The 21,285-nt window shown below is 68.6% G+C and carries 18 protein-coding genes and 1 pseudogene; 13 read left to right on the forward strand and 6 right to left on the reverse strand.

Annotated features, from left to right (window positions below):
- Positions 1-65: 65 nt before the first annotated feature.
- Together Aco04nite_RS34630 and Aco04nite_RS34635 are read right to left on the reverse strand one after the other, a co-directional pair.
- The gene (locus Aco04nite_RS34630) at positions 66-1,604 is read right to left on the reverse strand and encodes a YifB family Mg chelatase-like AAA ATPase (RefSeq protein ID WP_213001458.1); all 1,539 of its coding nucleotides are present in this window, start codon (positions 1,602-1,604) and stop codon (positions 66-68) included.
- A 1-nt stretch (position 1,605) separates the two neighbouring features.
- Positions 1,606-1,965 carry a YraN family protein gene (locus tag Aco04nite_RS34635; protein WP_213001459.1) on the reverse strand — a complete coding sequence of 120 codons (360 nt, stop codon included), beginning with the start codon at positions 1,963-1,965 and terminating at the stop codon, positions 1,606-1,608.
- A gap of 154 nt (positions 1,966-2,119) precedes the next feature.
- On the opposite strand from Aco04nite_RS34635, the gene Aco04nite_RS34640 reads away from it, so the two are divergent.
- From Aco04nite_RS34640 to Aco04nite_RS34675, 8 genes are all read left to right on the forward strand, one after another.
- Positions 2,120-2,788 (forward strand): hypothetical protein, encoded by a 669-nt coding sequence (locus Aco04nite_RS34640; protein ID WP_213001460.1) that lies wholly within the window; start codon positions 2,120-2,122, stop codon positions 2,786-2,788.
- Positions 2,789-3,084: 296 nt separating this feature from the next.
- Positions 3,085-4,014 (forward strand): 30S ribosomal protein S2, encoded by a 930-nt coding sequence (gene rpsB / locus Aco04nite_RS34645; RefSeq protein WP_213001461.1) that lies wholly within the window; start codon positions 3,085-3,087, stop codon positions 4,012-4,014.
- 71 nt (positions 4,015-4,085) lie between these two features.
- Positions 4,086-4,916 carry a translation elongation factor Ts gene (gene tsf, locus Aco04nite_RS34650; RefSeq protein WP_203838625.1) on the forward strand — a complete coding sequence of 277 codons (831 nt, stop codon included), beginning with the start codon at positions 4,086-4,088 and terminating at the stop codon, positions 4,914-4,916.
- A 102-nt stretch (positions 4,917-5,018) separates the two neighbouring features.
- Positions 5,019-5,783: a UMP kinase gene (gene pyrH / locus Aco04nite_RS34655; RefSeq protein ID WP_203838626.1), complete on the forward strand. Its 765-nt coding sequence runs from the start codon at positions 5,019-5,021 to the stop codon at positions 5,781-5,783.
- Between the two features lie 57 nt (positions 5,784-5,840).
- Positions 5,841-6,398: a ribosome recycling factor gene (gene frr / locus Aco04nite_RS34660; protein WP_213001462.1), complete on the forward strand. Its 558-nt coding sequence runs from the start codon at positions 5,841-5,843 to the stop codon at positions 6,396-6,398.
- A 200-nt stretch (positions 6,399-6,598) separates the two neighbouring features.
- Positions 6,599-7,582 (forward strand): phosphatidate cytidylyltransferase, encoded by a 984-nt coding sequence (locus Aco04nite_RS34665; protein ID WP_438874966.1) that lies wholly within the window; start codon positions 6,599-6,601, stop codon positions 7,580-7,582.
- Positions 7,583-7,616: 34 nt separating this feature from the next.
- Positions 7,617-8,795 carry a dual-specificity RNA methyltransferase RlmN gene (gene rlmN, locus Aco04nite_RS34670; RefSeq protein WP_213001464.1) on the forward strand — a complete coding sequence of 393 codons (1,179 nt, stop codon included), beginning with the start codon at positions 7,617-7,619 and terminating at the stop codon, positions 8,793-8,795.
- 40 nt (positions 8,796-8,835) lie between these two features.
- Positions 8,836-10,044 carry a DivIVA domain-containing protein gene (locus Aco04nite_RS34675; RefSeq protein ID WP_213001465.1) on the forward strand — a complete coding sequence of 403 codons (1,209 nt, stop codon included), beginning with the start codon at positions 8,836-8,838 and terminating at the stop codon, positions 10,042-10,044.
- Between the two features lie 66 nt (positions 10,045-10,110).
- Here the strand turns inward: Aco04nite_RS34675 and Aco04nite_RS34680 are convergent, their stop codons facing one another.
- Complete coding sequence (locus Aco04nite_RS34680; protein WP_213001466.1) at positions 10,111-10,338, reverse strand: DUF2631 domain-containing protein; 228 nt, start codon at positions 10,336-10,338, stop codon at positions 10,111-10,113.
- Positions 10,339-10,491: 153 nt separating this feature from the next.
- On the opposite strand from Aco04nite_RS34680, the gene Aco04nite_RS34685 reads away from it, so the two are divergent.
- A complete protein-coding gene (locus tag Aco04nite_RS34685) occupies positions 10,492-12,072 on the forward strand; it encodes a Rieske 2Fe-2S domain-containing protein (protein WP_213001467.1) in 1,581 nt (526 codons plus the stop codon).
- Positions 12,073-12,276: 204 nt separating this feature from the next.
- On the opposite strand, the gene Aco04nite_RS49795 is transcribed toward Aco04nite_RS34685, so the two are convergent.
- Together Aco04nite_RS49795 and Aco04nite_RS34695 are read right to left on the reverse strand one after the other, a co-directional pair.
- A complete protein-coding gene (locus Aco04nite_RS49795) occupies positions 12,277-13,407 on the reverse strand; it encodes a CE1 family esterase (RefSeq protein WP_213001468.1) in 1,131 nt (376 codons plus the stop codon).
- Positions 13,408-13,580: 173 nt separating this feature from the next.
- Entirely contained in the window at positions 13,581-15,176 is a 1,596-nt protein-coding gene (locus tag Aco04nite_RS34695; RefSeq protein ID WP_213001469.1) for a phytoene desaturase family protein, read from the reverse strand.
- A 261-nt stretch (positions 15,177-15,437) separates the two neighbouring features.
- Between Aco04nite_RS34695 and Aco04nite_RS34700 the strand changes: the two are divergent.
- Positions 15,438-17,291: pseudogene (locus Aco04nite_RS34700) on the forward strand (MMPL family transporter); the annotation flags it as partial.
- On the opposite strand, the gene Aco04nite_RS49230 reads toward Aco04nite_RS34700, so the two are convergent.
- Positions 17,260-18,126, reverse strand: a complete 867-nt coding sequence (locus Aco04nite_RS49230; protein WP_498370769.1) for a YhjD/YihY/BrkB family envelope integrity protein — start codon at positions 18,124-18,126, stop codon at positions 17,260-17,262. The pseudogene Aco04nite_RS34700 and the gene Aco04nite_RS49230 overlap by 32 nt on opposite strands.
- 118 nt (positions 18,127-18,244) lie before the next feature.
- Here Aco04nite_RS49230 and Aco04nite_RS34705 point away from each other — a divergent pair, with 118 nt between their 5' ends.
- The 3 genes from Aco04nite_RS34705 to Aco04nite_RS34715 are packed head-to-tail and all read left to right on the forward strand — an operon-like array spanning position 18,245 to position 21,278.
- A complete protein-coding gene (locus tag Aco04nite_RS34705) occupies positions 18,245-18,775 on the forward strand; it encodes a YcxB family protein (protein ID WP_213001471.1) in 531 nt (176 codons plus the stop codon).
- Between the two features lie 44 nt (positions 18,776-18,819).
- Positions 18,820-20,031 (forward strand): 1-deoxy-D-xylulose-5-phosphate reductoisomerase, encoded by a 1,212-nt coding sequence (gene dxr / locus Aco04nite_RS34710; RefSeq protein ID WP_213001517.1) that lies wholly within the window; start codon positions 18,820-18,822, stop codon positions 20,029-20,031.
- Positions 20,031-21,278, forward strand: coding sequence for a M50 family metallopeptidase (locus Aco04nite_RS34715; RefSeq protein WP_213001472.1), 1,248 nt, complete (start codon positions 20,031-20,033; stop codon positions 21,276-21,278). Before dxr ends, Aco04nite_RS34715 begins: the two co-directional genes overlap by 1 nt.
- The last annotated feature ends 7 nt before the right edge of the window (positions 21,279-21,285 follow it).

A 21,285-nucleotide genomic window follows, 5' to 3' on the forward strand; every position in this document is an offset into this window, starting at 1 on the left:
GTAGCGGCCGGGGCCAGATGCCCAGGCTGGGCACCGCAGTCCTGGCGAGGGCGGGGATATGAGGTTCAGGAACGGGCTTGCCGATCATGGGCGTCTCCCAATCTGAGTTGTGCGGCTTCGTTCACGTCGGAGCCGCGGGGGCTGTCCCGCCCGTCGAGGTCCGCGACCGTCCAGGCGAGACGAAGGATCCGGTCGAAGCCGCGGGCCGAGAGGGTGCCGCGGTCGAGCCGTACGCGTAGCGAAGCCGTGTTCTTCGGGGCGAGTCGCCACGGTGGGCGGCGCAGCTCAGGCCCGGGCACCTCGGCGTTGAGGCGCCATCCGTACGCGCCCCACCGGGCTGCGGCCGCGGCTCTGGCGTCGGCCACCCTGGCGGCGACCGTCGCGGACGGCTCGGCGGGTGCCGAAGGCGTCATCAGCTCGATGGCGCGGACGGGCTGGAGTTTGATCTGGATGTCGATCCGGTCGAGCAGGGGACCGGAGAGTTTGCTCAGGTAACGGCGCCGTGCGAGCGCGCTGCACTGGCAATATTGATCACCGGCCGGGTTTGCGCAGGGGCACGGGTTGGCCGCCATCACGACCTGGACGCGAGCGGGATATTCGGTGTTGCCGCGGGCGCGCCCCAGGATGACCCGGCCACTCTCGAGCGGTTGGCGCAGCGCCTGCAGGGTGGCGTTGGCGAACTCCGGTGCCTCATCCAGCAGGAGCACACCGCGATGGGCCAGCGAGAGCGCGCCCGGCCGGGCTATGCCGGACCCGCCGCCGATCAGGGCGGCCAGGCTGGCGCTGTGATGGGGAGCCTGGAACGGTGGCCGCCTGATCAGTCTGCCGTCGGGTGGCAGAACTCCGGCGATGGACTGCAGCGCGGTGACCTCCAGGGCTGATGCGTCGTCCAGCTCCGGGAGGATCGACGGGAGGCGTTCGGCGAGCATGGTCTTGCCGGCTCCGGGTGGGCCGATCATCGACATGTGGTGGCCACCGGCCGCGGCGACCTCGAGGGCGTAGCGACCGAAGTCCTGCCCGGCGATGTCGGCGAGGTCAGGGCCCGTCATGACCGGGTCGGGGAGGTCCGGCGGTGGGTCGAGCAACTCCGACTCGCCGCGGATGAAGGCGACGAGGCGGTGCAGGGAGTCGACGGACCGCACGGTGAGCCCGGGCACCATCGTCGCTTCACGGGCGTTGCCCTGGGGCACCACGACCTGGGTGACGCCGGCGGCGGCTGCCGCGGCGACCATCGGCAGGACCCCGCGAACGGGCCGCACCGTGCCGTCGAGTCCCAGCTCGCCCAGCACGGCCACACCCTGAATCGGCGCGAGGGGAAGCTCGCCGGCCCCCGCGAGGAGGGCACAGGCGATCGCTAGGTCGAAGCCACTTCCCTGCTTGGGAAGGGTGGCGGGCAGCAGGTTCACGGTGATGCGCCGATTGGGCCAGCGCTGCCCGGAGTTGACGATCGCGGCACGGACCCGGTCGCGGGCCTCGTTCAGGGCGGCGTCCGGTAGGCCGGTCAGGACCAGGGCGGGCAGGCCGAGTGACAGGTCCGCCTCGACCTCGACGAGGTGACCTTCGACGCCGACCAGGCCGATGCACAACACTCTTGCGTAGCTCATGTCAGAAGGCCGCGCGTAGGTGGTCGATCCTGGCGGGGCCTTTGGGCTGGGGGAGGACCGAGACCACGTCGAAGCGGACTTCGCGTGGGTGCACCGGGGTCTCCTGGAGCCATCGCGCCGCCAGGTGACGCAGACGGTGGATCTTCGCGGGGCCGATCGCCTCCGCCGGGCTCCCGAATGCCGGCCCGCGTCTCGTTTTCACCTCGCAGAAGACGACGTCGTCGCCGTCGCGCAGGATCAGGTCGACCTCGCCCTCGTTGCAGCGCCAGTTGCGGGCCAGCACCACCAGGCCTTGATCGCAGAGGTGGCGTTCCGCGAGGCGTTCCCCGTAGTCGCCGACCGCCCGTCGTTCGTTCGTCATGGGGCGACCCTGGCGGACTTTCGAAGCCGGTCCGAACCTGGCGGTGTCCAGGCTGTGGACAGAACGCAACTGTGGATAACGCAAAGTGATCTTCAGAAGGTGATATGGCCTCAGCGCTGGCAGGACGCCTCCCTGTCACCTACGGTGCACAGTCGTGGACGCACATCGCCGGTACGCCGAAGAACCGGAGCCCAGCTGGTACGCGGGTCAGCGCTCGCCCGACACCTCCGGCTCATTCGCCGCCCAGAATCCGGGTGCCAGCTCGTACGACTCCGGCGTGCACGAGCGGCCCAGCGGCGCGTTCCGCTTGCCGGATCAGCGCCCCGCCGACCCGTACGCGAAGCCTCTGACAGAGCCGGGCACGGGCAGCCATGCCGCACCACCCCCGTCGCCCGCGGAATCCGGTCAGATCCGCATCCCGGTGCGCGGACCCGAGTACCCCGCGGTCCGTCCCAGTGGGGACGGCGGTTTCAACGACCCGACCAGCATGGTCCCGGTGGCCGGCCGTCAGGAGAGCCGTCCGGAGAGCGTCTACAGCGCGAGCCGCCCGGTTTCGGCCATTGTGTTCGCCGTAGTCACGGTCATCCTTCTTGTCCCTTCCGTTCTCCTGCTGGTCCAAGCGACATTCGTGGACGACCCGTCAGCGCGCGGTGTCGTACCCGCCGTGCTCCTGACCCTCGGCCTCCCGCTCACCGGCACCGGGCTGTATTCGCTGGCTGCAGGTGGTCGTGCCGGCACCCGTGAGGCCTGGCTGCGCCCGCCGCTGGCCTACCTCCCGGTCGGCCTGCTTCTGCTGCTGGCCGCAGGCCTCGGCGTCGCCTGATCAAGGCGGACGAAGGGCGCACGAGCGGCGGCCGAGGGGCGTAACCAGCGGCACAGCCGCCCGGAAGCGAGCCCCGGCGCCCACGGCGTATGCTTATCGCTGGCGACCGCCTCGTGCGGTCGACCTCGCGCGCCCTCTGCACGTGCCGTGTCCGATCACCGTTGTGGTCGATCAGCCGGCAGCGACGGCCCTCCCTGGTCCCGATCACTTCGGGTCCGCCCTGGGCCGGCGACCGGGCGCCAGGACGCCCACCGCCGGTGAGCGTGACAACCAGGGAAAACAGGGAGCAATTCACCATGGCCGTAGTGACCATGCGTCAGCTGCTGGAAAGCGGTGTCCACTTCGGGCACCAGACCCGGCGCTGGAACCCGAAGATGAAGCGCTTCATCTTCACCGAGCGCAACGGTATTTACATCATCGACCTGCGCCAGACCCTCGAGTACATCGAGAAGGCCTACGCGTACGTCCGCGACACCGTCGCCGAGGGTGGCCACATCCTCTTCGTCGGCACCAAGAAGCAGGCGCAGGAGGCGATCGCCGAGCAGGCGACCCGCGTCGGCCAGCCGTACGTCAACCACCGCTGGCTGGGTGGCATGCTCACCAACTTCCAGACGGTGTACAAGCGCCTTCAGCGCATGAAGGAGCTCGAGGCTCTGGGTGACCTGAGCGGCACCGCCGCCGGTTACACCAAGAAGGAGACCCTCCAGCTCTCGCGCGAGAAGGAGAAGCTGACCAAGACCCTCGGTGGTCTGCGGGACATGACCAAGATCCCGTCGGCGGTCTGGATCGTGGACACCAAGAAGGAGCACATCGCCGTTGACGAGGCCCGCAAGCTGGGCATCCCCGTCATCGCGGTGCTCGACACCAACTGTGACCCCGACGAGGTCGACTTCCCGATCCCGGGCAACGACGACGCGATCCGCTCGGCCGAGCTGCTGACCCGGGTTGTCGCCACCGCCGTGGCCGACGGCCTGATCGCCCGTTCGGGCCGCAACCGCGGCAACGACGACGCGAAGCCCGAGGCTGCTGCTGTCGCCGCCGGCGAGCCGCTGCCCGAGTGGGAGCGCGACCTCTACGAGGGCGCCGAGAAGAAGGCCGCTGACGGCGAGTCCGCTGCTGTTGTCGCTGCCCCCGAGGTGCCCAACACGGCTGAGGCTCCGGCCGCCGCCGAGGCCCCGGTCGCCAGCGAGGTGCCGGCCGAGCCGGTCGCGTCCGCGGCAGAGTAAGTCCTGTAGGAAGCCGGCCGCCGTCAGGCGGCCGGCCCCCAGACAAAGACTTCAGAGGATCAGAGAGAGTCATGGCCAACTACACCGCCGCGGACGTGAAGAAGATCCGCGACCTCACCGGCGCCGGCATGATGGACTGCAAGAAGGCCCTTGACGAGTCCGACGGTGACTTTGAGAAGGCCGTCGAGTTCCTGCGCATCAAGGGTGCCAAGGACGTCGGCAAGCGGGCCGGTCGCACGGCCGCCAACGGCATCGTCAGCCACTTCGGCAACGCGCTGCTCGAGGTCAACTGCGAGACCGACTTCGTCGCCAAGACCCCCGACTTCGTCGCCCTGGGCGCGCAGCTGGTCGAGCACGGCGTGAAGAACAAGCTCGCCGACGCCGCCGCGCTGCTCGCCTCGACGCTCGAGGACGGCAAGCCGGTCGCCGACCTCATCCAGGACTTCTCCGCCAAGATCGGCGAGAAGATCGTTGTCAACCGGTTCGTCGAGCTCGACGGCACCGTCGCGGTCTACCTGCACCGCAAGGCGCAGGACTTGCCGCCGCAGGTCGGCGTGCTCGTGCAGTACACGGGCAAGTCCGACGAGGCCGGCGACGACGACGCCCGCGCGGTCGGCATGCAGATCGCCGCGATGCGTCCGAAGTTCCTCACCCGTGATGAGGTGCCCGCCGAGACCGTCGAGTCGGAGCGCCGCATCGCCGAGGAGACCGCTCGTGAGGAGGGCAAGCCCGAGCAGGCGCTGCCCAAGATCATCGAGGGCCGGGTGAACTCCTTCTTCAAGGACTACGTCCTGCTGGAGCAGCCGTCGGTCACCGACAACAAGAAGACGGTCAAGCAGGTCGCCACCGCCTCCGGCATCGAAGTCACGCGCTTCGTCCGGTTCGAGGTCGGCCAGGAGTAATCCAGCAGCCGAGCGAACTGCGCGGGAGGTCGGACGCTGGACAAGCGCCCGGCCTCCCCGTCACATAAGGTCTCCTGTTAGCGAAGGAAGGGCGAGGTCGGCATGACGATGGTCACCGAGCAGACTGCCAAGGTGGGAGAGGTCCCCTCACCGCGGCCCGAACGGCCGCGACGTGTCGTCCTCAAGCTCTCCGGCGAGGTCTTCGGCGGCGGCGCGGTAGGCGTCGACCCCGATGTGGTGCAGGGCATCGCCCGGCAGATCGCCACCGTGACTCGTCGTGGTGTGCAGGTCGCCGTGGTGGTCGGCGGCGGAAACTTCTTCCGCGGTGCTGAGTTGCAGAAACGCGGCATGGACCGCAACCGCGCCGACTACATGGGCATGCTCGGCACGGTGATGAACTGCCTCGCCCTGCAGGACTTCCTCGAGAAGGAGGGCATCGAGACGCGGGTACAGACCGCGATCACGATGGCCCAGGTCGCGGAGCCGTACATTCCGCTGCGCGCCATCCGGCACCTCGAGAAGGGCCGCGTTGTCATCTTCGGCGCCGGCGCGGGTATGCCGTATTTCTCCACCGACACGGTCACGGCCCAGCGCGCACTGGAGATCCACGCCGATCTGGTGCTGATGAGCAAGAACGGCGTCGACGGTGTCTACACCGCGGACCCGCGTACCGATCCCGATGCTCGCAAGATCGACCACATCACGTTCGCGGGCGTCCTTCAGAAGGGTCTGCGGGTCGCCGACCAGGCGGCTTTCAGTCTCTGCGAAGAGAACAACCTGCCGATGCTCGTCTTCGGGGCCCAGGGGGACGAGACTATCGTCCGAGCCGTCAGCGGCGAGAAGATCGGTACCTTGATCACCGCTTGATCCGCCCGCCACAAACCCCACCGGATTCATCACACGAAACAAGGAGGCGACGGAGCGGTGATCGACGAGACCCTCTTCGAGGCCGAAGAGAAGATGGAGAGCGCGGTCGAGCACGCCAAGGAGGAGTTCGCCGCGATCCGTACGGGTCGTGCCAACGCGGCGATGTTCTCCAAGATCGTCGTCGACTACTACGGCGCTCCGACCCCCGTGCCGCAGATGGCGTCGATCGGCGTGCCCGAGCCGCGCATGGTGATCGTCAAGCCCTACGACGCGTCCCAGATCGGCCCGATCGAGCGCGCCATCCGCGACTCCGACCTCGGCGTCAACCCGAACAACGAGGGTAACCAGCTGCGGATCCACCTCCCGCAGATGACCGAGGAACGACGTCGCGAGATGATCAAGGTCGCGCGTGGCAAGGCCGAGGAGGGGCGCGTGGCGATCCGCAACGTGCGCCGCAAGGCCAAGGAACAGCTCGACCGCATGGTCAAGGACGGCGACGTCGGCGAGGACGACGGCCGCCGCGCCGAGAAAGAGCTGGACGACACCACGCAGCGTTACGTCGCGATCATCGAAGAGCTCGTCAAACACAAGGAAGCCGAGCTCCTCGAGGTCTGATGTCGTACCTCGAGCCCCGTGGCGGGCATCCCTCAACCGGTGGCCGGGCGTCAGGACCATCCGACGCGCCGGCCCCTTCCTGGGGTACGCCCACAGGCCAGGAACACTCCGACACCACCGGCGCTGTCCGGGGCTCGCAGCCCCCTGAACCGTCGTGGGCTCCCCGGCAAGGACCGGGCTCAGGGCGTACGGGAGGGTCTGTGTCGGAACCCAACTGGGCCGCACCCACCGCAGCGACCTCGACCTCGCAGGCAGAGTGGGAATTGACCGCAGCCGAGGCCGAAGCCGCGGCACAAGCAGCTGATGAGACCCCACGCCGCGGTCCCGGCAAACGGCGCGCCGGGCGTGACGGCAAACCGGCCAAGGCGAACGGACGTGCGGGCCGCAACCTGCCCGCCGCGATCGCGGTCGGCACCGGCATGGTCCTGGTCGTCTTCGCCTCACTCTTTCTCTGGAAGCCCGCCTTCCTCGGTGTGATCGCGCTCGCCATCGGCGTCGGCATCTGGGAGATGGTTCGGGCGCTCAAGGTGGCGGAGACGTTCCCGCCCCTGGTCCCGCTGCTCGCCGGTGGGCTGCTGATGACCGGGCTCGCCTGGTTCTACGGCCCTGACGAGCTGTTGCTCGGTCTGGCGGCCACGCTGCTGGCCACGCTCGTGTGGCGGTTCAGCGAGCACAAGAACGGATTCCGGCGGGACATGAGCGCGGCGGCCCTCATCGCCGTGTACGTGCCGTTCCTGCTCAGTTTTGGCGTGCTTCTCGGTAAACCGGAGCTCGACGGGGCCGATCGCGTACTGTGCACGCTTCTTTGTGTTGTGCTTTCCGACACTGGTGGCTACGCCGCAGGCGTGTTCTTCGGTAAGCACCCGATGGCCCCCTCGATCAGCCCTAAGAAGTCCTGGGAGGGCTTCGCCGGGTCCATCTTCGCGGCGGGGGTCGGTGGCGCTCTGCTGCTGTATTTCCTGCTGGATGTGCCGTTCTACTGGGGCATTCTGTTCGGAGCTGTGATCTCCGTCGCGGCGGTGACGGGCGATCTGGCCGAGTCCATGCTGAAGCGCGACATCAAGATCAAGGACATGAGCAACCTGCTGCCGGGGCACGGCGGCCTGATGGACCGGCTCGACTCGATCTTGTTCGCGGTCCCCGCGGCATACCTGCTGCTCTCGATCATCGCGCCGCCGGGGTAGGCATGTGTTGCGGACGTGGGAGACTTGACGGGCCATGACGATTCTTCCGGTCATCCCGACCAGCCCCGACACCCCTGATGCGGTCTCCACGCGCCGCCGCGTCACCATGCCGCCGCGTCACCTCGCCGATCTGGACCTGGCGGGCCGCCAAGCGGCCGTGACCAAGCTCGGCCTCCCCGCGTTCCGGGCCAAGCAGCTCTCCACCCACTACTTCGGCCGTCTCGTGCGTGATCCCGAGGCGATGACCGATCTGCCGGCTGCCACCCGCGACCAGCTCGCCGGTGACCTGCTCCCCACGTTGCTCACCCCGCAGCGCGAGATGGCCTGTGACGACGGCGCGACCCGCAAGACGCTGTGGCGCCTGCACGACGGTGCCATGGTCGAGAGCGTGCTGATGGGCTATCCCGACCGGATCACGGCCTGTGTGTCCAGCCAGGCGGGTTGCGGCATGGCATGTCCCTTCTGTGCCACCGGCCAGGCCGGGCTGACCCGCAACCTCTCGATCGCCGAGATCGTCGACCAGGTCGTCTACCTGGCAGGGGTCGCGGCGTCGGGTGCGGTCACCGGTTCCCCGCCGCGGCTGTCCCGGGTCGTTTTCATGGGTATGGGCGAGCCACTGGCCAACTACCCTCGCGTTCTCGAGGCTGTCCGGCGCCTCACCGCGCCCGCGCCGGAGGGCCTCGGGCTCTCACAACGGCACATCACGGTCTCCACCGTGGGGCTCGTGCCCGCTATGCGCCGGTTGATCGCCGAGAAGCTGTCGGTGACCCTTGCGCTGTCCCTGCACGCCCCCGATGATGATCTGCGCGATGAGCTAGTGCCGGTGAACCAGCGTTGGAAGGTGGCCGAGGTGCTCGATGCCGCCTTCGACTACGCGGCGCAGACCGGGCGTCGAATCTCCATCGAATACGCGATGATCAGGGACGTAAACGATCAACCCTGGCGTGCCGACCTGCTTGGCAAGCTGCTTCGCGGCAAGCTGGCTCATGTGAACCTGATCCCGCTCAACCCCACCCCGGGAAGCAAGTGGGACGCCAGCCCCAAGCCTGTCGAGCGGGAGTTCGTCCGCCGGCTGCGCGAGGCCGGCGTGTCGACCACGGTCCGCGACACCCGCGGCCAGGAGATCGACGGTGCATGCGGCCAGCTGGCCGCGAGTGAGCTCACGGCGGTGGACGCAGGGGGCTCCGCCGCCGACGCGGAGGTGGCACGATGACTGGGCCCATGCCCCAGCGGATGCGAATTTGGGAGACGTTGTGACGAGTCAGGGGCAGCGTTTCCGCCGTCGCGCACTGCGCCGCGGCTACAAGGTGGACGAGGTCGACGGCTTCCTCGACCGCGTCGAGGCCACCCTCGCCGGCGAGCAGACCGGCGCACCCGTCGGCGCCCAAGAGGTACACGACGTCGTCTTCCGCGTCCGTTTCGGCGGTTACGACGAGTGGCAGGTCGACCTGCACCTCGACCGGGTCGAGCGGCAGCTCGCCGAGTTCGAGGACCGCGGCGGCCGCGCACCCGAGGTCCGCATGCAGCCGGAGCCCATGCGCGGCGGCCCGCCCGACGACATGCGCGGCGGCATGCCCCCCGAGCCGATGCGCGGTGGGATGGCCGACCGGATGAACCCCGACCGGATGAGTCAGGCCATGGGCCGCTCCGGCCCGCCGACATCCGCGCCGCCCACCGAGCGCCTGACCGCACCCGTCCGCGACGACCGCCAGTTCGCCCGTGACGATCAGTACGGCCAGCAGCAGGGTCAGTACGGCCAGCAGGACCAGTACGCGCGCGAGGAGCAGTACGGCCGCGAGGACCAGTACGCCCGGGACCCGTACATGCAGGAAGACCGTCTCCAGCCACAGCAGATGCCGCAGCGCCCGCCGATGCCGGCGCCGGATCCGTACGGCCGCTATGAAGATCAGGGTTACGGCCAGCAGCAGCAACCGCCGCAGCGTCAGCAGCCCCCGCAGGGCTACGACAACGGCGGGTACGACACCGGTGGGTACGACCAGTTCGAGCCGGGCCGGCACGGCAAGTCGGAGATGACGTCCGAGATGCGCCTGCCGGACCGCGATCGCGGTTTCGGCGGCGGCCAGGCCCCGATGAGCGCCCCGACCATGGGCGGCGGTCCCGGTGGCATGGGCGGTCCCCCTCAGGTGAGCGGCCCCCCGATGGGCGGCGGCCCGGCCGGCATGGGCGGTGGCCCCGGCCCCGGCGGCAGCCCCGAGGTCCACCGGGTGGACCAGTTGCGCCGCACGTTCCAGCCCCGACGCTTCGGCAGCGGCTACGACCCTATGCAGGTCGACCGGCTGTTCGAGAGCATCCTGCAGGCCATGACCGGCCGCGGTCCTATGCCCGTTCCCGAGAACGAGCTCGACACGCTGCAGTTCGGCCTGGTCCCGGGTGGTTACTTCGAGGCCGAGGTCGACGGCGCGCTGCGCGAGGTCAAGGACATCCTCCTGCGACGTCGCTGACCGTGACCACAGCAAAGGCCCGGCTTCTCCAGGGGAGACACCGGGCCTTTGTCATGCCGTGACGGCTTACTGGTCCTCGGGCTTGAGACCGTTGCGGCGCAGCACGATGTCGACGAGGACGGCCAGCACTAGCGCAACGGCGGTGCCGATGAGGTAGATGTTCTCGGTGTTGCCCTCGTGGTTGCCCCACAGCATCAGCAGCAAGACGGCGGCCGACACCAGGGCGCCGGTGCGGGCCCGCTTGCGGTTGCCCGGCTTGAGCTGGTCAGGCGCGTAAACCGGCTCTTCAGCCACGACTCGGTCCTCCCGAAGAAAACGATCTCCTAAGCCGCCTCAGTGTACCCGGGCGAGTTATCCACAGGCGGCGGCTCCGCGCGCGCTTTCCGAAGCGGGACCCGGTACCTTCGATCCCGTCGGAGATGGACGCCAGCCGAGGGAGTAGAGACGGTGCGGATCACGGGCACTGGCCACGCCAGTATGCGGATCGACACGGGCGCGGGCAGCATTCTGTGCGACCCGTGGGTCAACCCGGCGTTTTTCGCGTCATGGTTCCCCTTCCCGGACAACTCGTTGCTCGACTGGGAGACCCTGGGCGACGTCGACTACCTCTATGTCTCCCACCTGCACCGGGATCACTTCGACGCGGCGCATCTCACGCAGTTCGTCAACAAGAAGGCGACGGTGCTCCTCCCGGAGTATCCGACCAGCCAGCTCGAGGACGAGCTGCGCGCCCTGGGCTTCACCAGCTTCCTGCGGACGAAGTCCAACCAGGTCCACGAGCTCGACGGCGGCCTCAAGGTCATGATCCAGGCCCTGATCAGCCCGACCGACGGCCCGATCGGCGACTCCTCGCTCTGGGTGGAGCACGACGGCATCCGCGTGCTCAACCAGAACGACGCGAGGCCGAGCGACCTGTCCGTCTTCGCGGAGCTGGGCCACGTGCACGCCCACATGCTGCAGTTCTCCGGCGCCATCTGGTATCCGATGGTCTACGAGCTGCCCAACGCCGCCAAGACCGCGTTCGGCAAGCAGAAGCGCGACCGTCAGTTCGACCGCACCTGGCGCTACATCGACGATCTGAAGGCCGACCACGTCTTCCCGATCGCCGGCCCGCCGTGCTTCCTCGACGACGACCTGTGGCAGTTCAACGACATCCACGGCGACGAGGGCAACATCTTCCCCGACCAGTCGGTCTTCATGAGCGAGTATGCGAAGGTCGGCGGCACCAACGGCGTCGTCCTGCTCCCGGGCAGCGTGTCCGAGCTCACCATGGCGGGCGCCGAAGCGCCGTCGAGCGTCGAGACCACGCACCCGACGGACGTCGACGAGTTCTTCGCCAACAAGACCGCCCACCTCGAGGAGATGCGCGAGCGCAAGGCCCCGGTCATCGCCGCCGAGAAGGCCTCCTGGCGCCACCCCGAGATCGACGTGCTGGGCGCCCTCAAGAAGCGCATCGAGCCGCTCCTCGAAGAATCCATCTACATGGCCAAGGGCGTCGGCGGCCCGGTCCGCTTCGACCTGGTCAGCTATGACGGCACCTCGGTCGAGTCGATCGTCGTCGACTTCCCCGGCAAGCAGGTCCGCCCCTACGCCGACGAGAAGGTCCGCTACCGCTTCCGCACCCAGCGCGAGCTGATCGAGCACCTGATCTACATCGACGAGGGCGACTGGGTCAACTCCCTCTTCCTCTCCTGCCGCTTCTCCGCGGCCCGCATCGGGCAGTACAACGAGTTCGTCTACGCCTTCTTCAAATGCCTCAGCGAGGAGCGCCTCCAATACGCGGAGGGCTGGTATGACGAGCACGAGAAGGAGGTCGATGCGGAGGACACCCAGTTCGGCGACTGGACCGTCCAGCGCCGCTGCCCCCACCTCAAAGCAGACCTCAGCCGCTTCGGCATCGTCGACGGCAACGTCCTGACCTGCCAGCTGCACGGCTGGAAGTTCGACCTCCCCAGCGGGAGGTGTCTCACCAGCGTCGGCCACAAAATCAGGGCCGAGAAGCACGAGACCGAAAAGACAGAGGCCTGAAAGACAGAAGCCTGAAAGCGGATGTCGTGCCTCGGTGGGTGATGCTGACCGCAGTTCCCACCGAGGCCGGGCCCGGGAATCCAGTCGCCTGGCGGCTCCTTGACGGATCCCCGAGCCCTTCATCCTGAGTGAGTGGTCACCCCGACACCCCGAAAAACCGACCAAACAGCTCTGCGGCACTGACGTCCTGATTGGTCCTGCCGATCAGCGCCGGCGCCTTCCGCGGCCCGGGAACGGTGTGCCCACCCCCGTGCACGGTGTAGAGCACCACCGGTAGCCGTCCCTCCTGCCGAATCGCGTGCGCTCCACCGACGTGGCACCTGCGCGGCCAACCGACGTGGCGGCTGTGACGTCGCCCGCCGTGGTGCCTGTGCCGGCGGCCGTGGTCGAGTCTGTGTCGCCGGGCGACGTCGCGCCTGTTCCGGTGGGCGATGTCGCGCCTGTTCCGGTGGGCGTGGTCGAGTCTGTATCGGTGGGCGTGGTCGCGGTTGTGCCGCTGGGCTGGGGCGGGTTTGTGCCGGTCGGCAGGGGCGTGGTGGTTGGCGGGGTGGTGATGCCGTTGCGGTTGGCGAAGTAGTGCGCGGTCTGCGGCATCGACAGGGCACGGCCGCCTACCTTGAACAGCGTCCGTGCCCACCAGCTCATCTTGCCGCCCTCGTAGCTGACGATCGGGTCCTTCGTCCCGTGGATCAGCAGCACGGGCATGGGGACCGGTGTCGACGGCGGCACCAGGAAGTTCTCCGGCGCGGGCATGGTCGCTGCGAAGACCGCCGTACCCACGATCAGCTCCGGTACCTCATGGGCCGGGCGCATCACCATCTGCCCGCCGTTGGAGTAGCCCACGGCGAAGACCCGCCCCGGATCGATCCCGTAGCCGGCCGTCAGCTTCCGGATCACCGCGCGTAGGAAGCCGACGTCATCGATGTTCGCCTTCCGCGCTGGGAAGAAACTGGCCCGGCGAGCGTCGTTCCAGTTGCGCTTGTAGCCGTCCAGATAAGCGACCACCGCCGCGCCGTCATCGGTCAGGGTGTCGAAGGACCGTCCGGTGAATTCCCGGTTTTGTCCCCGGTCTGGCCGGACCGTGGAACACCAGGACCAGGTTCCGTGCGATTCGCTGTCCGCGCGCTGCTCGCTGATCATCCGGCAGCGCCGGCGCGCAAGCTCGAAGCGTTCGCCGTCATGAACGCGACCACGGCGCCGTTCGCGCTCAACGAGATCGGCGCCGTTGAACGTCCGGCCCGCGCCGTAGAAGATGCCGGCCGTGCCGCTCGACCGGCGCGCGCTGCCGGTCGGCCGGATGCCTATCTCGCACACGCGATAGCCGCGGGCGGCCACCCGTACCTGACGGCGGCTCTGGCCGGCATGACGCCCACGGCCCCGGATCCCGGCGGCCGTTTCGAGAGCGTCCTCGCCGACGTCCTCACCGGCCTGCTGGGGCCCGCCTGACGCCGGCCAGCCGCTCAGCCGTTCAACCGGCCAGCCGTTCAACCGTTCAACCGGCCAGCCGTTCAACCGGCTAGGTCGGCAAGGATCCGTTGGGCGGCGTTGTGGCCGGCGGCGCCGATGACGCTTCCTGCCGGGTGGGCGCCTGCCGAGCCCGCATACAGCCCGTCCAGGCCGGTTGCGTACGGCATGCGCTCGTTGAACGACACCGTGTTGTCGACGTGGTGGATGTGGCCGCCGGTGATGCCGAAGTGCTTCTCGATGCCCGGCGGGGTCAGCGGCATCACGTCGGCGACCAGCGACGACGTGCCGGGGGCGTAGCGGTCGCAGATCTCCAGAAGCTGGGCCACGTAACCCGGGAGCGCGTCGTCCCAGGTGGTGCCCGCCGGCTGGTAGGGCACCGACTGCACGAACAGCGCCGACGAGTGGTGGCCGGCTTCGTCCTGCAGGGACGGATCGACGGTGGTGTGCAGATACCACTCCATGGTCGGCTCGGCGGGCAGGCGGCCCGCCTGGACATCCGCCCACATGGCTCGCAGCGCGGCCATCGGCGAATCCGACTCGGCGAGGCCTGCCAGCCCGGCTGAACCGGGCAGCAGGTGGATCGTCGAGCCGAACGGGGAGGCGGCGTCGGCGGGCAGGCAGGAGAACTGCGGCAGACCCGACAGAGCCATGTTGAGCTTGAGCGTGGTGCCCGTGCGCCGCACCGACTCCATGCGTGACGTCAGCTCGGCCGGTAGCGCGCCCTCGGGCACGAGTGACATCAGCTGGTAGGGGTCGCAGGCGCCCAGGACCACGCGAGCGGTGATCGTCCGGCCGTCGGCCAGTGCCACACCGCTTGCTGCGCCGTGGTCGACCGTCACAGCGCTCACCGGCGTACCCGTGAAGATCTGAGCACCCGCCGAGCGTGCCGCGGACGCGAAGGTCTGGGAGACCCTGCCCATGCCGCCCGCCGCGATCATCCAGGTGCCGTCCGCACCCGGGAGGCGGCACATGTTGTGGACCAGGAAGTTGTGGCCGGTGCCAGGGTCATCGGGGCCGGCGTTCAGCCCGGAGAGCCCGTCGGTGACGGCATACATGCTCATGAGGAGCTCGCTCTTGAACCCGAAGCGGGCGAGATAGTCGGCGACCGAGCCGCGCACGAGGTCGATGAACGTGCTCTGGAGCTGCGGCCGGATGTGCCGGTCGGCGATGTCCTCGACGGACCCGGGCTCCTGCAGCCAGGAAGGAGCCAGGTCGGCGCGCAGTGCTGCGATCTCCACCTGGAGCGCCTCGTCCGCGGCGATGTCGCGGGGGGAGAAGAATTTCTCCATCTGGGCGCGCGTGGCCTCGCGGTCGGTGCCGAACAGCAGGTAAGGCGCGCCCGGGCCGCCCGGGGTCGGGAGAAAGTAATGCGGATCACGGCGCAGCACGGGGATGTCGACGTCGAGGAGTTTCAGCAGCTCAGGCGGCATGAGACCGAGCAGGTAGGAGCCGGTCGACTGGCCGAGACCGGGAACCCTGGCGAACGGGTGCTCCGTGCGGGTGGCGCCGCCGAGCTGATCGGCTGCCTCCAGAACCACCACGGAGAGCCCCGCGCGGGCGAGCAGCACCGCGGAGACCAGGCCGTTGTGGCCCGATCCGATGATCACTACGTCAGCGCGCGACGGCAGAGCGTTCATGAGCGCCGACTTTAGCGCGTCGGAGTAGCCGCCGTTCCCGGCCAATCGGACTTATGACCCAGGGTCGCGAACCGGGTCCGGACCGGGTAAGAAGAACACGTGTTCGGATGGTGGGGCAAAGCGGTCGTCCGGGTCCGCTGGTGGGTCGTGGCTGCCGCGTGCGCCGTGGTCGTCGCCGGTGCGACCTGGGGTGCGGGCGTGTTCGGCGCGCTCACCGGCGGGGGCTACGCCAATCTGAGCAGCGAGTCGAATCGGGCCGCAGTGAGCATCGCGCGAGAGCTCGGGCAGCATGACCCAGATCTCATCGTGCTGTGGTCCAGCGACGCGATGACAGTCGATGATCCGACATTCCGCACAGCGGTCGCCGAGGCCGTCGCGCTGACCCGGTCGCAGACCGACGATGTCGAGCAGGTCGCCGCCTACACCGACGCGCAGGCCCCTCCCGCCCTGGTCAGTGCCGACAAGCACGCCACCTACGCGGCCATCTACCTGCGCTCGGCTGACGAGGACGCCAAGCGGGCCGCCTATCACCGCGTCGAGCCCGGATTCTCCGCGAGCGGGCTGAAAACGCAGGTCGGCGGGCTGGTCGCGTTCACCGATCAGGCCAACACCCAGACCGAGAAGGACATCACCCGGGCCGAGATCTTCTCGCTGCCGGTCCTGCTCGTGCTGCTGGTGCTGATCTTCCGGGGCCTGATCGCGGCCCTGTCACCCCTGGTCATCGGGGGTCTTGCCATTCTCGGATCGTTCGTGGCCGTGCGCGCGCTCACGACCTTCACCGACATCTCGGTCTTCGCGATCAACGTGATCACCCTGCTCGGGCTGGGCATGGCCGTCGACTACTCGCTGTTCATCGTCAGCCGCTTCCGCGAGGAGCTGGCGCGCGGCGAGGACGTGCCCGCCGCGATCCGGATCACGGTGGCGACGGCCGGGCGTACGGTCGCGGTGTCGGGTCTGACCATCGTCCTGGCGCTCTCCAGCCTGCTGATCTTCCCGCAGCCCTTCCTGGGTGGCATGGCCATCGGGGGCATGGCCGCCGTTCTCGTGGCCATGCTGGCGGCACTCACGGTTCTGCCCGCGGCGCTGTCCCTGCTCGGGCATCGCATCGACAAACTGCGCATCCCACTGCCCCAGCGCGAGCGGAGGGAAGGCTCAGGCGCGTGGGCGCGCCTCGCGCACAGCGTCATGAAGAGACCTGTTTGGTACGCCGTGAGCGTCCTCGCCGTCCTGGCAGCCTTCGCCGTGCCCTTCCTGCGTGTCGAGTTCGGCGGTTTCGACGAGCGGGTCCTTCCCGCCGGCAGCGCGGCCCGAGTTGTCGGCGAGCGGCTCGCCGCCGACTTCCCGGGCGGTGGTGAGAGCCCGATCACCGTCTTCGTCCCGGGGCCCGCCGACGGATTGACCAGCCAGGTCTCGGCCCTGCCCGACGTGACGAGCGCAACGGTCACCGCTCAGCGGGGCACGGCCTCGCTGATCACGGTCCGCTACCCGGACGATCTGAGCCGGGCCGGGGCGCGCGAGCTCGTGTCGGAGATCCGCGATCTGGCCGGCCCGGGAGTCCTCGTCGGCGGGCCGCCGGCGATCGACCTCGACCTGCTCGAAAGCCTCGCGGCGCACCTTCCGTGGATGGCGCTGATCATGGCGGTCGCCACGATGGTGCTGCTCTTCCTGGCCTTCGGGTCCGTGCTGCTGCCGATCAAAGCTGTGCTCATGAACGTCGTCTCGATCGGCGCGTCCTTCGGCGTGGTCGTCTGGATCTTCCAGGACGGGCATCTCGAGGGCCTGCTGCGTTTCGAGTCCACGGGTTTCATCGAGCCCAGCAACATGATTCTGGTGCTGGCCGTGCTCTTCGGGCTGGCCACGGACTACGAGGTGTTCCTGCTTTCGCGAGTGCGGGAGGAGTGGGACCGCACCGGCGACAACACGACTGCGGTCGCCACCGGGCTGCAGCACACCGGTGGCATCATCACGGCCGCGGCGCTGCTGCTCATCACCGTGGTCGCGGGTTTCGCCACCGGCGGGGTGACCGTCATCAAGACCATCGGTGTCGGCATGATCGTGGCGATCCTGGTGGACGCGACGCTCGTCAGGGCGTTGCTCGTGCCGGCGACGATGCGGTTGCTGGGCCGGTGGAACTGGTGGGCTCCGGGTGTTCTGGGCCGTTTCTACTCTCGCTACGGGATTCACGAGAGCGCGGATCCGGCAGCGGAGAAGCAGTCCGTGCCCGTCTAGCCCGCTGATAGGTGCTGGCACTCTGCGTCGCGGCGTAACCGGCCAGCACGATCACGTGGAAGAGGTAGAGCCAGAGACCGACGGCGACCATCCCGCCGATCTCGGTGAAGCCGCCGAACGGCACGCCCAGGTCGAGCGGCAGCGAACAGAACAGCACGAAACCGTGCAGGAATCCCGCGAGGTTCGCGGCGGTGAACGACCCGACGAGCACGGTCGCGAGCCATTCGGGACGCCCGGGTGCGACCCCGCGGTAGACCCAGATCACCACGGGCGTCAGAACCAGCCAGGTCGCCAGGAAGGAGAGGATCAGTCCGGCTACCGAGTACCAGCCGCCGCGTACCCATAGTCCGCTGGTGACCGGAAGCGCGAGAAACAGGCTCAGCAGCAGTGCGGGCGCAGCGGCCAGCAGCGGCAACCAGAGCAGGCGGCCACGCCATCCCACGAGTGACTCACCCGGCTCGCGCAGGGACACGAAGGCCCGCCGCAGCCCCTCGCCGTAGAGAGTCGCGGGCAGCAGGCTCGCCAGGGCAAGGACCGGCGTCAGGTGCAGGCCCGCGTCTATCAGGCGGTCGAGCGCCTGCGGCGCCCCGATGGAGTCCGGCAAGGCGGCGATCGTGCGCCCGGTCAGATTTCGTACGCGGTCCGCCCCCGCGATCAGCCCCGTGATCCAGATGGCGAGCAGCGCGACCGGAACCACGGCGATTCCGGCGTAAAAAGTCACAGCAGCTGCATGCAACGCCAGGTCGCGCCCGCGTAACGGGCGGAAGGGCAGTGCCAGTTTTCGCAGCAGGTTCCGCATGCCCCCTCATATACCCCGCGGGCCGCTACGATCCCGACCCGTGTCGCTGACTTTCCAAGCACAGCCGGATCGCCGCCTCCTAGCCGCCGCCGTCCGGCACGTCTCGCGTTCCCGCATCATGCTGGTCCGTTGGGTCGGCGGCGTGGTGACAGCCGTCGGAGTGGTCACGTTTCCGCTGCTCAGCGGTGATGTTTTTCTCTCGGTGGTCGACGTCGTCCTCGGGCTGTTCCTGGCTGTGGGTTGCCCGGTGATCGCGGTCCGGCGGGCGGTCGGCGTGAGCGAACGGCTGGTGGCGCGCCCCTTGACGTACACCTTCACCGAGACCGGCTTCACCACGATGAGCGACCTGGCCACGACGAACTGGAGCTGGGCGGCGGTGACCGGGATCGACGAACTCCGCGACCAGATCCTGATCCGGGTCAACAAGTCCCAGTTCGTTCCGATCCCCACCGCCGGCCTGTCCCCGGAGCAGCTGAGCGACCTGCGCACGATCCTGCACAACCGCGGCGCGACCCCGGCAGCGGAACTGCCCGCTGCCAGTTCTTCCGGCATCCGGCCTGCGACTCCCTGAGTTATCCACAGGGGGTGCGCGGGTACGAGCGCGCGTCCGGGAAGATGTCAGTCATGCGAGAGCTCGTCCTGCTCGGTTCCACCGGGTCAATCGGCACCCAGGCCATCGACATAGTGCGGCGTAACCCGGATCAGTTCCGGGTCGTCGGGCTCGGCGCCGGCGGGGGCAATGTCGAGTTGCTCGCGGCGCAAGCGCTGGAGCTGGCGGTCGACGTCGTCGGCGTGGCCCGGTCGAGCGTGGTGCAGGATCTCCAGCTCGCCTTCTACGCGCAGGCGCAGAAGCGGGGCTGGGCCACCGGTGACTTCAAGCTGCCCAAGATCGTGGCGGGGCCGGAGGCGATGACCGAGCTCGCCCAGTGGCCCTGTGACGTCGTGCTCAACGGGGTGGTGGGGAGCCTCGGGCTTGCTCCGACACTCGCCGCGCTGCGCGCCGGGCACACCCTGGCGCTGGCCAACAAGGAGTCCCTCGTCGCCGGCGGCTCGCTCGTCAAGGCCGCAGTGACCCGGCCGGGGCAGATCGTCCCCGTCGACTCGGAGCACTCCGCGCTGGCCCAGTGCCTGCGGGGCGGCAGCGAGCGGGAGGTGCGCCGGTTGGTGCTGACCGCCAGCGGCGGGGCGTTCCGCGACCGGCGGCGCAGCGAGCTGACGAACGTCACACCCGACGAGGCGCTCAAACACCCGACCTGGGACATGGGCCCGGTCGTCACCATCAACTCGGCCACCATGGTCAACAAGGGGCTCGAGGTGATCGAGGCGCACGAGTTGTTCGACGTGGCCTACGACGACATCGAGGTCATGGTGCACCCGCAGTCGGTGCTGCACTCGCTGGTCGAGTTCACCGACGGCTCGACCCTCGCGCAGGCGAGCCCGCCCGACATGCGCCTTCCCATCGCACTGGCGCTGGCGTGGCCCGATCGGGTGCCCGGAGCGGCCGCCGGGGTCGACTGGACGCTCGCGCACAACTGGGAGCTGCGCCCGCTCGACAACGAGGCGTTCCCCGCCGTCGAGCTGGCCAAGGCTGCCGGGCGCGAGGGCAACTGCCGGCCCGCGATCTACAACGCCGCCAACGAGGAGTGTGTGGCCGCGTTCGTGTCCGGTCGGCTACCTTTTCTGAGCATCGTCGACACCATCTCGGCGGTGCTCGCGGCGGCCCCCGATTTCGGCCCACCGGGTACCGTCGACGAGGTGCTCGCCGCGGAGGCGTGGGCTCGGGCCCAGGCACAGCGAATGATCGCGACTGCGGCTGAAGGAGCCTGATGCTGTACTGGTTGGGGACGGCGGCGTTCGCGCTCGCGATCCTGATCTCGGTGAGCCTGCACGAGCTGGGCCACATGATCACCGCCAAGCGGTTCGGTATGAAGGTGACGCAGTATTTCGTCGGCTTCGGTCCGACGATTTTCTCGTTCCACCGGGGCGAGACCGAATACGGCCTGAAGGCCATCCCGCTCGGCGGTTTCTGCAAGATCGTCGGCATGACACCGCAGGATGACGACATCCTGCCCGAGGACCAGCCGCGCGCTATGTGGCGATTCCCGCTCTGGCAGCGGACGGTCGTCATGTCAGCGGGCTCCATCACCCACTTCATCCTGGCGATCGTCGCCACGTGGTTCATGGCGATCTTCGTCGGTCTGCCCAACCCTGCCTACCCGGACACCGCGGCCGAGCAGCGTGCGCAGCCCGCCCGGATCACCATCGGCGAGTGCGCGCAGATCGTGATCTCCGAAGCCGGTTGCGCGGCATCCGACCCGAAGGCACCCGCCGCAGTGGCGGGACTGCAGCGCGGCGACGTGATCACCAGCGTCGGCACCACCGCGATCCAGAATTACGGCCAGCTCACCGATGTGATCCGGTCGCTGCCCAAGGGCTCCGTGCCGGTGGGCTACACCCGCGACGGCACCGCGGCCACCACCTCGGTCGACCTGATCCTGGGCCAGCGCGCCCCGATCGACGACCCGGACGGCAAGGTGACCGAGGTCGCAGTGGCCGGTATCGGCCCGGACATCACGGTTCCCGGCCTGGTGACCTATAACGCGGGCGAAGCCGTGCCGAAGAGCTTCGAATACGGCTGGACGCTCGTGAAGGCGTCGTTCGCGGCGCTGGGGCGCATCCCGGAGAAGATCCCCGCGCTCTGGCACTCCATCACCGGTGACGAACGTGACCCCGACACCCCGATCAGTGTGGTCGGCGCCAGCAGGCTGGGCGGCGAGGCCATCGAGCGTGGTGTGCCCGAGGTGTTCCTGGGGGTGTTCATCTCATTGAACGTCTTCATCGGGCTCTTCAACCTGCTGCCGTTGCTGCCGGTGGACGGTGGTCACATCGCGATCGCCTGGTTCGAGAGATTCCGATCGTGGCTCTACGCTCGTCTGAAGAAGCCGGACCCCGGCCGCGTCGACTACTACAAGCTCATGCCGTTGACATATGCGGTCATCCTGATCGGTGGCGCGTTCACGCTGCTGACGATCACCGCCGACGTCGTCAACCCGATCTCGATCTTCTCCAGGTGAGTGTGAA

The organism is Winogradskya consettensis, from assembly GCF_018332715.1.
GTDB lineage: Bacteria > Actinomycetota > Actinomycetes > Mycobacteriales > Micromonosporaceae > Actinoplanes > Actinoplanes consettensis.